This window comes from Flavobacterium sp. LHD-85, assembly GCF_030929595.1.
Taxonomy (GTDB): domain Bacteria; phylum Bacteroidota; class Bacteroidia; order Flavobacteriales; family Flavobacteriaceae; genus Flavobacterium.
This window is the reverse complement of the sequence record NZ_JAVFVR010000005.1, coordinates 156,096-168,759: the sequence shown is the minus strand read 5'-3', so window position 1 is coordinate 168,759 and position 12,664 is coordinate 156,096. Positions and strand designations below refer to the sequence as shown.

12 protein-coding genes are annotated in these 12,664 nt (G+C 29.7%); all 12 read right to left on the bottom strand.

What is annotated here, in order from left to right; translation table 11 throughout:
• Positions 1-33 precede the first annotated feature (33 nt).
• The 12 genes from RB618_RS10655 to RB618_RS10600 all read right to left on the bottom strand — a co-directional run bounded on the left by RB618_RS10655 (position 34) and on the right by RB618_RS10600 (position 12,660).
• The gene (locus RB618_RS10655; RefSeq protein WP_308068713.1) at positions 34-909 is read right to left on the bottom strand and encodes a hypothetical protein; all 876 of its coding nucleotides are present in this window, start codon (positions 907-909) and stop codon (positions 34-36) included.
• Complete coding sequence (locus RB618_RS10650; RefSeq protein WP_308068712.1) at positions 909-2,342, bottom strand: MBOAT family O-acyltransferase; 1,434 nt, start codon at positions 2,340-2,342, stop codon at positions 909-911. The genes RB618_RS10655 and RB618_RS10650 overlap by 1 nt, the downstream gene beginning before the upstream one ends.
• A gap of 34 nt (positions 2,343-2,376) precedes the next feature.
• Positions 2,377-3,774 carry a UDP-glycosyltransferase gene (locus tag RB618_RS10645; protein WP_308068711.1) on the bottom strand — a complete coding sequence of 466 codons (1,398 nt, stop codon included), beginning with the start codon at positions 3,772-3,774 and terminating at the stop codon, positions 2,377-2,379.
• Positions 3,774-4,895 carry a UDP-N-acetylglucosamine 2-epimerase gene (gene neuC, locus RB618_RS10640; protein WP_308068710.1) on the bottom strand — a complete coding sequence of 374 codons (1,122 nt, stop codon included), beginning with the start codon at positions 4,893-4,895 and terminating at the stop codon, positions 3,774-3,776. The genes RB618_RS10645 and neuC overlap by 1 nt, the downstream gene beginning before the upstream one ends.
• A gap of 5 nt (positions 4,896-4,900) precedes the next feature.
• Positions 4,901-5,941, bottom strand: a complete 1,041-nt coding sequence (neuB, locus tag RB618_RS10635) for an N-acetylneuraminate synthase (protein WP_308068709.1) — start codon at positions 5,939-5,941, stop codon at positions 4,901-4,903.
• A 2-nt stretch (positions 5,942-5,943) separates the two neighbouring features.
• Positions 5,944-6,603, bottom strand: a complete 660-nt coding sequence (locus RB618_RS10630; RefSeq protein WP_308068708.1) for an acylneuraminate cytidylyltransferase family protein — start codon at positions 6,601-6,603, stop codon at positions 5,944-5,946.
• A complete protein-coding gene (locus tag RB618_RS10625) occupies positions 6,603-7,697 on the bottom strand; it encodes a glycosyltransferase family 4 protein (RefSeq protein ID WP_308068707.1) in 1,095 nt (364 codons plus the stop codon). Before RB618_RS10625 ends, RB618_RS10630 begins: the two co-directional genes overlap by 1 nt.
• A 29-nt stretch (positions 7,698-7,726) precedes the next feature.
• A complete protein-coding gene (locus tag RB618_RS10620; RefSeq protein WP_308068706.1) occupies positions 7,727-8,803 on the bottom strand; it encodes a glycosyltransferase in 1,077 nt (358 codons plus the stop codon).
• Entirely contained in the window at positions 8,800-9,600 is an 801-nt protein-coding gene (locus RB618_RS10615; RefSeq protein WP_308068705.1) for a hypothetical protein, read from the bottom strand. The genes RB618_RS10620 and RB618_RS10615 overlap by 4 nt, the downstream gene beginning before the upstream one ends.
• Positions 9,597-10,619: a glycosyltransferase family A protein gene (locus RB618_RS10610; protein ID WP_308068704.1), complete on the bottom strand. Its 1,023-nt coding sequence runs from the start codon at positions 10,617-10,619 to the stop codon at positions 9,597-9,599. Before RB618_RS10610 ends, RB618_RS10615 begins: the two co-directional genes overlap by 4 nt.
• Positions 10,616-11,752, bottom strand: coding sequence for a glycosyltransferase (locus RB618_RS10605; RefSeq protein ID WP_308068703.1), 1,137 nt, complete (start codon positions 11,750-11,752; stop codon positions 10,616-10,618). Before RB618_RS10605 ends, RB618_RS10610 begins: the two co-directional genes overlap by 4 nt.
• 62 nt (positions 11,753-11,814) lie before the next feature.
• A complete protein-coding gene (locus tag RB618_RS10600; protein WP_308068702.1) occupies positions 11,815-12,660 on the bottom strand; it encodes a glycosyltransferase in 846 nt (281 codons plus the stop codon).
• Positions 12,661-12,664 lie beyond the last annotated feature (4 nt).

Genomic DNA, 12,664 nt, shown 5'->3' with positions numbered 1-12,664 from the left:
ATTCAATGGGATAGGTGGATTGTATTGCTATTTCTAAAAAAAATCTTTGATTATTCTTGCTGTAAATAATTTAGCTCCATCTTTTGTCATATGACCGCAAGAAGAAAAATATCTGTCCTCAATCACTACATTTTCATAATTATAAATTTCAGGATAAGCTTTCTTGACTTTATCAAAATAATTCATTCCCACAACATTTTCACACATAGGCGTCATAATAGCAATAAATTTGATGTTATTCTTTTTACATATGTCTTTAATCTCTTCATAATATCTATTATGAGGAAGCGGGTTTAAATTGACAATATTGTTTTTCATATTGCCGTTTTTATGTTTTTCTAACGGGTAAAAACCTAAATTGTCTAAAGCATTTGTTTTTTTGTGTACTGCTGTAAAAAATATTTCCCGAAAACCTATTTTACTGTCATATTTCACATACCTATAAAACGGAAGATAATACAATTCCTTAAAATCATTTTCATTTTCATAGTGATCTTTAATGACTTCTGAATTATGAATAAAAGGTAAAAACAAAGCTGCAATTCCTTCTGCTTGATGATCATTCGCAAGATTTAAATCAGCTTCAAGAATTACATTTTTAATTTCGTACTTTCTTTCTATCATCAATTTCAACATTAATGAAGCTTCAAATAAGTGTCCGCCACTCATTCCATAGTTAAATGTTTTTAGTCCTTTGTCTTCAAACATTTGCGAAACAAAATGATTATTAGCTCTTGAAGAACCTAAAATCACAACATCATATTTTTTTGCAGTAGAATTGAAAACGGTTTGGATTTTTCCGCGGTTTCTTGACTGCATAAAGATATAGGTATATAATCCATCTAAAGTAACCGCTACCAAAACTGTTAAAATAAAAATTCCTAATATATATAATAAAAACTTCTTCATTAAAATTGGAAATAAATAAATTCTTTATAATCAGAATAAGTTCCGAAAGCAATGATAGCCATAATAGCTAAAGCTATTTTTAGCATACTTCTTTTTCCAGAAATTGGCTCAACTTTGGTTTTATTATTCCATTCAACCAGAACGAACAAGCCAATCATTAGTAATAATTCATAATTATACCGTTGGTTATCTAAATATTGAGCACTAAACCCTCCATTAGTGAATATCTTTTTTAGATATAAAATGGCATCAGTGATTGTTTTTGCTCTAAAAAATATCCAAGCTACACAAGTCAATAAAAAAGTGGTTAAAATGCTAAATAGTACTCTAACAGAATCAAAATTCCATTTTAAAGTAATAGAATCCATATTATTTCTATTGCTATTGGACAATAATAAAGGAAGGAAATAGACCGCATTTATAAATCCCCAAACAATGTATGTCCAATTGGCACCATGCCAAAATCCGCTAACAATAAAGATGATAAAAGTATTTCTGATTTTCATCCAAAGACCACCTTTGCTTCCTCCTAATGGAATGTATAAATAATCGCGAAACCAAGAAGAAAGCGAAATATGCCAACGACGCCAAAACTCTGCTATATCTCGTGAAAAATAAGGATAATTGAAATTCCTTAATAACTCTAAACCAAATAATTTGGAAACGCCAAGCGCTATGTCTGAATACCCAGAAAAATCTCCATAAATCTGAAAAGCAAAATAAATTGCTCCTAAAATCAAAGAAAACGAGTTCATTGAAGGATAATTATCAAAAATAGCATTTGCATAAACAGCACAAGTATCTGCAATGACAACTTTTTTTACCAGTCCCCAAACAATTTGATAAACACCTTCTTTTGCTTTTTCTAAATTAAACTCGCGTTTTTCCTTTAACTCAGGCAATAAATGTGTTGCCCTTTCTATTGGTCCTGCTACCAAAAGAGGAAAATAACTCACGAAAAGCGAATAGTCTACAAAATTATATTCTGCTTTAATTCTTTTATAGTAAATATCAATTACATAAGATAATCCATGGAAAGTGTAAAATGAAATTCCAACAGGTAAAATTACATTCAATAGCATTGGACTTACCTTAAAACCAAAAGAAGTAAACATTTCTGCAAATGAAGCCGCAAAGAAGTTATAGTATTTAAAAATTCCTAAAAATCCTAAATTCACTAAAACACTAAGCCAAAACCAAAATTTTCGCCCCTTTTCGGAGTTGCTTTTCTCAATTTGAATTCCAGTGAAATAATCTAAAAATGTAGAAAAAACTAATAAGAAAAGAAACCTCCAATCCCAACAAGAATAGAAATAATAACTTGCTACAATTAATAAAGCATTTTGTGTATTTTTATTTTTATTGAAAACAAACCAATAAAGCAAAAAAACGATTGGTAGAAAGATGGCAAAAGCCAATGAGTTAAAAAACATAAATTAAAATAATTTTATCTAAATCAAAAATTCTTTAGCGGTTTAGAATTGTTTCAATTGATTTCCATATTCTAGCTGAGGAAATTTCTGGCGGTTCCTGATTAATAATCTTAAACCAATTTTGAGCACTTTCTAATGTTCCATTTGTATTCAATCCGTGTCGAATTTTATCTGTAATTTCATCTGCTGAATTTAACCAAATAACTGCATTCTGATCTGGCATCGAACGAAAATGTATGTAATTGTAAATTTTAGATACTGACCAATTCATATCTATTTTATTTGGAATATCATAATTTAAAAACGCGCATGGCTTTTTAAAACAAGCATAATCAAATACCATTGAAGACCCTAAATTTACCACCATTTCAGTATGAAATATTGTATTAGTTAGCAATTTAACATCTTCTCGAGTTGGTAAAATGGTATTCCATTCAGTTCCATTTTTTTCCCATATCGGATCAATAGGTACGATCAAATCCTCATTTCTTTTAAGAACTTCATCGTATCTAGTAGAAAAATCAACTGGACAACGCCTAAATATAATACCTAATAAGTCATTACTTTGCTCATTTAACCTTCTTACCCCATCTGCAACATCCGATAAATATTTAGGATCGTCTGGACAGGTAGTAAAATCATCACCCGAATAACAAATGTATTTTTTACTTAAATCGAGATTATAATCATTAAAAAATTTAATTCTGTCTATAATATCATCCAAATTAAAATGACTTTCAAATTGTGGGGTTCCAACAACAAAAATCTGTTTTTCTATTATGTATGGATAATATTTCAGAAGTTCTTTCTTCATGTGCTCACTCCATACAAAATAGTAATCTGTTTCGATAACCATCGTCGCTTTGGGCAGATTATCCCATGAAAAAATAAAAGTTCCTGTTGGTATTTTTAGTTCTTTTGCAGCTAATATTGGAGCTATTGCTAAAACAGGACGCTGGTTAGTACAAAACACAAAATCAGGTTTCTCCTTCTGAAGTGTTTCTAAACAATTCTTATAAAACTCAGTTTTCTTTTCTTGGAGTTTTATTTTTTCTCTAACCTTTTCTAAACCTCTTTCTGAATTATTTATTGTAATAAAGAGTTTTGCAGCACAACTTTTAACTGCTCCTTTTACACTTTTAAAGAAAAAAGGAAAACGATAAGAATCATAAACAGTATCCATCGCTCTTTTTATGTTAAGATTCAGCTCGATGTGCTTTCGAGCATTTTTATAACTGTCTGTTAGAGGATTTGTTTTAGCGTTTTTAATTTTAATTTCATTAAAACCTAAACTTGTCAAATTAAATGGAGTATTATTCCAGTACGTTATATCAAACTTTTTGTCCAATCCTATTTTATAAAAATTAGAAAAGGCAAAATTTCGAAGTCCGACTCCATCTGGCAGGAGGATAAAAATCTTGTTATTAGACATTAACTATCTCTAAATTGTTTTTGGTGATTGAGCTGCCAAATATCCGATTTCTGTAGACAATTAAGAAATAATTCTGCACTATTTCCTTGTCCAAAATCATTATCAGATTTTTGTACGTTATGAGAGTCTATAACTGAAAGAGCTTGCTCGATTTCGCTTTCAGAATAATCCACATTTATTATGTCAGCGTGTATTGCCCTATTTTGCTGTCTAGTACCAATATTGATAATCGGGATACCATAATAAGGTGCCTCACGTATACCAGCACTACTGTTTCCGATAATGAATTTGCTATTTTTTAAAAGAGTCAAAAAGTATTCAAAACGAAGGGAAGGGAAAATTTTAAATCTTTCATTATTTTTTAACTTATCATAACTATCCAAAACAAATTGGCTCCCTAAATCATTATTTGGATAAATGACCACATAATTGTGGCTATCATTAAGCAAGGCAGAAACAAAATTTTCTGCATATTGTTTCATTGCATTAATTTCAGTTGTAACAGGATGAAACATAACAATTGAAAATTCTTCGAATAAAATATTATAATATTCTTTTACGGTTGCTAAATCTGGCAGTTGTTCAGAAAACATAATATCAATATCTGGAGAACCAATTGTAAAGACAGATTCTTTGATCTCACCCATTTGAATCAATCTTTTTTCGGCTTCTATATTAGATGCAAAATGTATATGGCTTAGTTTGCTTACACTGTGTCTTATCAACTCATCAACAGTTCCTGAAACTTCACCCCCCTCAATATGTGCTACAAGAATATTATTTAGAGAACCAACTATTGCGCCAGCAAGAGTTTCAACACGATCACCATGAACAACAATCATGTCTGGTTTTATAGTATTACAATAACTAGAAAATCCTTCGATAGTTTTTGCAAGAGTAAGATCCATTGTGGTTTCGTGAGTATGATTCACGAAAGTATGGATGTTTTTAAAATTGCATCGTTCAATTTCAATAAGGGTATACCCATATTCTTCGTGCAGATGCATGCCAGTCACGAAAACAAAAACTTCAAACTCTTGATGTTTTTCAAGAATTGTGATTAATGATTTTATTTTTCCAAAATCGGCTCTAGTACCCGTTAAAAAAAGGATTTTTCTCATTGATATTATTGAATATCTTCCCAAGTTAATTGCTCATCATTCTCAATATCTCTTTTTGCTGTTTTACCTATTATGTCATTAAAATTTTCAGCTAAAATCTTTCCTGTTCCAGGCCTCTTTACCCAAATATTCTCTTTGGTAAAAATTTCTCCTTTCTTAATTGAAGCAATAGAACAAAGTGTTGCAAAAGCAAAATCAATTGTTACTTGTTCTTCATCTGCCGGTTTTTTTGATCCTCCACGCATTTGAGCAATTTCTGCACTTGAAACAATTAGTTCACTACAAGCATTTTCATCCATACTGCATACAATATCTGGACCTGTTCGCTGCATATGATCTGTAAAATGTCTTTCAAGAATACTAGCTCCTAAAGCTACGGCTCCTAAACAAGCATTATTATTTAAAGTGTGATCACTTAGTCCAAAAACTTTGTTTGGAAAAGCCTGATTCAATTCGACCATCGCGCCAAAACGAACTAAGTGAATTGGTGTTGGATATAAATTTGTAGTATGCAATAAAGCAACTGGAACATTATACTTATCAAATACCGCTACTGCTTTTTGTATACTTTCAATCGTATTCATTCCTGTACTCAAAATAACAGGTTTTCCAAAAGAAGCAATATGCTCTAAAAGCGGATAATTATTACATTCGCCAGATCCTATTTTGTAAGCAGGAATATCAAACTTTTTTAACCTTTCAGCTGCCGCACGAGAAAATGGCGTTGAAATAAAAATCATGCCTTTGCTTTCTACATAATTTTTAAGTTCTAATTCTTCTTCTTCATTAAGCGAACAGCGTTCCATAATTTCATATATTGAAACATCTGCATTTCCTGGAATAACTTTTTTGGCAGCACCAGTCATTTCGTCTTCAACAATATGCGTTTGATGTTTTACAACTTCTACACCTGCTCTACTAGCTGCATCTACCATTTCTTTGGCAACTTGAAGGGATCCCTCGTGATTAATTCCAATTTCAGCAATCACTAATGGCGGGTAATCTAGACCAATTTTGCGGCCTGCTATTTCGATATATGAATTCATTTTTATTTGTTTTTATATATGTATTGAGCGTAGTCAAAATCTTCTTGTGTATCGATATCAACGCTAGCAAAAATATGATTTATCTCAAATGGGTAAGCATCTTTTGATATAATTATATCACTTAAAATTTTTTCAGATTTTGTGATATAAAGCAAGCCATTTTCAAAAAAAAGAGGTTCGAGATCTTGGCTCCTTTGGCCTATTTCGTAATTAAAAGGAACAAACTTCCCATCAATTATTTTTCCAAATTTCTGATGATTTCGAGAAACTGTAAATAAGCTATCGTGATTTCCTTTTAAATAAAAATCAAACCCATCTTTAAGTAAGTTTTCTGGACGCAACGGATTTGTAGGTTGCAATAAAATTACATTTTCAACATCATACTCTATTGATTCTAACACATGTTTTAATGCTGTCACTGTTGGTTCCAAATCTCCTGATAATGATTCTGGGCGATCGATTACTTTTACACCATATTCTAATGCAATTTTCTTGATTTTATCATCGTTTGTCGAAACATAAATTTCATCAATTATTGCGTTATTTTGTTTTGCATACAAAATTGAATGAGCCAAAAGAGGAATTTCACCAAGTAATTTGGTGTTTTTTTCTGGCAATCGTTTAGAGCCTCCTCTCGCGGGAATTATTGCAATAGTTTTCATTAACTAACATTCAATTTTGCGTTTTCAATAATGGTATTCATTCCTTCATTCCAGCTTTTTGTAGAGTATAAATTTTCAGGAATCAAAATATTGTGAGTTTCGTTTTCATCCAGAAATAATTCAATAGCCTTTACCCATTCTCCAATAAAATTAGGATTTTCAATCAGTTTACCTAGTTTTCCGTATTGTAAAACTTCTGGAACTCCTCCATTTGAAGAAGCAATGCAATAACAGCCACAATGTAACGCTTCAATTAAACTCAATCCAAAACCTTCATGCCAAAGTGTTGGAAACAAATAACAATCTGCCATTTGATAATACTTTGGTAAATCATTATTGGGTATTCTTCCTAAAAAAGACACACCTTCTATTTTTATATCCCGATTTGCGCCAATTACTAAAAGAATGGCGTCATTCTCGATCGCTTTAATTCTTTTCCAGACGTTTAAAATAAAATCTAATCCTTTTTTAGGACGATCCTGAGAACACCAGATAAATACTTTTTTGTTTGTAATGCCTAACTGTTTCCTTATATTTTCTTTTTCTTCTAAAGTAACTTTGTAAAATTTAGAAATGTCAATTCCATTATGCAAAACTGAAAACTTTGTTGGCAGAATTGTATAATATTCTTTATGCGCTTTGTAGGAGTCATTAGTCAACAAAACCATTTCGTCTATGCCCTCAAAAAACCATCTACCGTAAAAATTTTCATGAAAAGGAGAAAAACCATGATAAAAAAACTGAAGATAGCACTTCTCTCTTTTCTTTTGTTTTTCTAAAAACTCAATTAATGGTTTTACAATTCCGAAATTATCGATGATTTGAATTATAAATTTTTCGTCTTTTTCAAGAATCTTTTTAAGTTCATTAAAAAAGCTGATATACTTATTTTTTAAAACTTTCTTTTGAAATTTTAACCAATTAGTATTCATAACAATTCCATATTCTATTTGAGGATAAGTCATTTCTGGCTTCCCGCAAATTATATAATCCACTTTATGATCATCACTTAAATAGTTATGATATAGTGTCGTCCAACTTCCTATACCTGAATACGGTAAAGGTATTTGCGAGATTAGAATAACTTTAGACATTTAGTGGGATTTGAGTAATTATAAATCTTTTACTTTTTGATTCTGAAATTAATGCTTTTTAAATCACTACTTATTTCATAAGAATAAGGAAAAACATGATAGAAGGAAATGATATGAAGCAACAATTTATCGTTAATTTCTTTTAAAGAATAGTATTTAGGAACTGTTTTACCTACTATTTTTTTTACTTTATATTTTAAGGTACTTTGAAATGGGTCTTCTACAAATTGAATTGACAAGATTCTTTTTTCATATCTAGGTAATTCTACAAATAAAAAATGATTAACCACTTCTATCTTATTAGTCAGAATTATTGAAGAGTCATAGCTTTCTAATTCATAATAGTCTTTTTCTGAAATAGGCATCCCCCAATTTTCACTATTAACTTTAATCACTTCATTATTTCGGCTATTGATTAAATGCTGTTGGTTTAATTTGATAACTCCTTTCAGTTGAAGCTCTTTTGTTAAAGTATTTCTTTCGCTTTTTCGATAACTTTCATGCCATTGATGTAAAAGCATGATCTCCTTATCATAAAAAACACTTTCAATTCCAGCTCTTATTAATCTGCAATGAATATCATTGTCTTCTGCTCCCCAAAAATGCAAAAATTCATCAAAGGCTTGAACATCATTTATCTCTTTCATTGGAAACATTGATAATCCTTGAGCTCCAGCCCCACTGGAAAATGAAATTTGGTAATCTAAAAAATCCTTAGTAAGATCGGTCTCTTCTTTACTTAGTAAACCTACCTTAAAATAATAAGCTTTTTTAGGATTCTGCAATTTGAAAAGAATATCTATAAAATCATTTCTAAAAATAAGATCGATATCTGCGATAAAAACAAAAGGAGTCTGAGTTAATTTTAAACCTATATTTATTGCTTTAGAACGAGACCAAGGCTGTTTACTATTGTAACTATAAAAGTATTCTGTAAAACTATATGAATCAACTAAACTACGAACCTTATTTGAAAATTGAATTTTAGATCCGTAATCAACAAACAACACCTTAAAGTTTTGATTTGTTTGATTTTTCAAAGAGTCCAGTGATTTTTTAATTCTAATAAGATCTCTGTCTCGATAAGGAAAAATTATGGTTATCATTTTTTGATACTTTTTTTGATAATTCCCAAAAGTCTTTTTTTCCAATTGAAAAATCTTTTCTTAAAAACAATCACATTTTTCATGTTTAGAGATGCGGCTTGGATCTGAAATTCATTTAAAAAAGAATCTATCCTTATTGTTTGATCCTCATAAACTTGATAAGCTCGAGCATACCAACTATGAAAAGCAATTTTGTTTCCATTCGCATCAAGAATTATGTTTCCAGTCTGATCATCTTTAACTGGATTTATAGTATCGAGATATAGAATTTTAAAATTATTTAGAAGAGCCCAAAAATAAAAGCAATAATATGGTTCTTTAAGACTTTGTATGTCGTAATTATATTTTAAAAAAGAATAATCCTTATTATTATAAATTTCAGGAATAATTTTTTGATGTCCTTTAACCAAATCAAAATTATACTCTTTAGCCAATTTTTTTAAATTTATTATGGAGAAAAAAGTATTAATCACTTCAGGATTATGAAATCTATGTTTAATTACTCCTCCGTCCCTAACGCCACATATCTGATAATCATTTTTATCCATATGATCAATTAAATCAAAAATAAGATTTGAATCGTAAAAAAACACATCTTCATCTGCCATAATAATCCATTCGTATTTTTTATTTTTAAGTTTTTGAAACATAAAATCAATACTGTTTAGACCATACATCCCATTAGTACCATCAATAACTATCTTATCAATGTTATCTGGAAAAATTGTTGCCGTCTTTTTATACAATTCAAAATTTGCCACAGTAGTGAGAATAGCAATCTTCTTTTTATCAATCATATTAAATATTTTTCGGAATCTTTCGATGGTAATCCTTTACAAACTAAAAAGTACTTCATTATTTTTTTGTTTAGAATAATTTTTCCAAAAAATTTGCTTTTAACCATGTAAAGCCATTTTGAACTAGCGTTTATTGATTTAATATTAAAATCAACTTCTGAAATATTTTTTTCTAATTTTGAAACCTCATCATTCATCCAATCCTCCAACACATTTCCCATGTGATAAGCGTAATTATCTTCTGTAGATAAACGCCAAAAGCCTTTTTTTACTACTGGAATATCTAGGATCTCATTTTCGCTGTTTCCTCCCATTTTATAATTAGAGTATTTTGCTTCTAGACTATTAAAAATCTCACCTCTGTATGTTCCTACAAAATGTCCAGCTCCAATAACCGCTTTTTCATTTTCATTTGATACTGTAAAATAATTTTCTAAATGAGCCCTATTGTAAAAATCTGGATTTCCTACACTAACAGCAAATTTTTTTAAAGCCAAAGGATTTTTAACTTTTGAAAAAGCAAGCTTCTTCGAAAAAAAACTATCCCAATATATATTAGAAGTATAAGTCCTTAATGAGCGCGATGATGGTACTGGACAAACTACTCCAGCTTTAGGAAAATTTTCAAAAATAGAATATGTGGCTTTTTGCCAGCCATTTAGAAATAATACGTCTGAATCTGTAATTGTAATTAATGGGAAATTATATCCAACTATACCCTTTAAAATTGCATTTAATTTTCCAATGTTTGTTGTTTCTAAGATTTCATGAATTTTTTTCTCCAAATACAATTCCTGCAGATAATTCTTCACCTCATCACAACTTCCATTATTTACAACAGTTATAAAAGTTTTTTTATGAACGGTAATAAATAATGACTCTAAGCATAGTTTAAGAATCGCTAAACTATTTTTAAAATAATCATTTTGGTTTGGAATATAAACCGGAATAATAATTTGATGAGAATATGTTAAACTAGCCGTTTCCTGATCTTTGTTTGGATTTAAACCTAATCTCATTTCATAATAGTTTTATACATTTCAATCACTTTCTTTTTATTCTCAAAATAATCTAATCTTTCGCTCGCTATTTTTTGGTTTTTTAATAATGCCTTTTCGATTAAATTTAAGTCTGAAATTGCTTTTAGAATATTATCTTTGATCTCTTGAATTGATTCTGGATTTTGAATTAAAAGACCATTTTCATTGTTGGTAATTATTTCTTCTGTAACTCCGCCTGGATTTGATTGTATTGGAAAAGCCCCCATAACGATTGCCTCTAATAAAGTATTTGGCATTCCATCTGAAATACTGTTTCCAATATAAACTAAAGATTTTCCCATTAGCTCAGCCAATCCACTATGCGAAAGCTCATGTCTATCAAAAATAATAAAGTTTAACTGATTGCTTTTTATATAATCTTTCACTTTAGAATGTGAGCCAAAGATTATTACTTGGTATTCGTTTATTTCTTTTTCTATTGAGTGTAACGCCTTTACAATATTTAGACCTCTTCCTAGATCATGTTCATATCCTTTGACTAATATAATTTTTCTTTGGGAAACTGGCAGTTTTAAAGGTTCCATTTCTTTTAATTTATGGCCTGTACCACCAGGAATTACCCCTAAAAATTTACCTAAAAAGTTTAATTGAACAGCTAAATCAAAATCTCTTTTGCAGTCAGTATGCAGAAAATCAACTCTTTCTAAAACGTTTTTTATTTTATCATTATGCCTCTTAAAATCCTTATAGTAAAAGAGATCACTCCCCCAGCAAGAATACAGCCATTTCACTTTCGGAAACTTACGCATTGTTTTCAAAATAGGATACGAACAATTCTGCATTTCAAAACTATGAACTACATCTGGGTTTATTTCTAAAATTATTTTTTCTAAAGCTTCATTTGCTGTCACTTCAAGATATGGAAGAATTTTTTCATATAAATCAGGGTATTTTTTTCGTAGAAAACTTTCCCCTTTTATATGTCTTGTCTTCCTTTTTTTCCATCCTGTGAATTGTGTAACTGAGTTTAAAGTCTCAAGTTTTCCCCTTCCTAAAACATCAAACCAAAATAGCTCAAAGTTTGTGTCTTTAAGGTTTTCTATCCATCTAATTACATGAAGAGAAGGCATCGAAACTAAGAGGATTTTCATTGTGATATTTTTTTTACTTTAGGTTAATTCTACAATCATCAATTATAACTCAAAATAAAAAACTATAAGATTATTCTATTTAGAAAACCTAAATTAAAAGATATAAGTAAATCAGCAATTTTATTTTTTCGATATAAAAAATTTGGCGCTCCCCATTTCGTATGATACTTTACATAATCATCAAGAACTTTTTTATCTTCTAATAGGTATTTATTACCTTCTGTTAGTACATAACTTGGTAGTTTGCTTGTATCTAAATCCACATTTTCTAGAAGTTTTTTATATCCTTCACTTAGATTTTCTCTATTTTTTTTAACTTTTTCTCTTTCTAAATGTTCAACTTTAGAAGAATTAACCAAAGCGTGTTTAATATTGTACTTTTTCAAGGTCATTGCATAATCATTGTCTGCATATCCAAAATTGAATGTCTCGTCTAAATAACCTATTCGCTTCAAAACATCTTTATAAATTACTAAACACCATCCTTGAATGTGTGTCCTAACTTTATATCCCAGTTCAAATTCATTCACAAAGCTCATATCATTGATATTACCACTAGGAGAAAACGATTTTACTCTCTTATTATTTTGACTTATCCTACGGATTGCGCTGAACCAATTTTTATAAAAAATTAGGTCGTTGTTGCACAATGCCACAAATTGACCTTTAGCTTCTTTTATTCCTATATTCAAAAATTTATGAAAATTAAAATCTGAATCAGGAACAATAACTTTTACAAATTCGGGATATATAAATCCAGACTCATTATAGTTTTTATTTGACTCAACTAAAATAATCTCTAAGTCAATATCTTTTTCAGATTCAATTAAAGAGGTGATACAATTAGAAGTCATATTAAATAATCCTTCTGTTGTTGTGTACGATAATATTACTACTGACAATTGCATATAA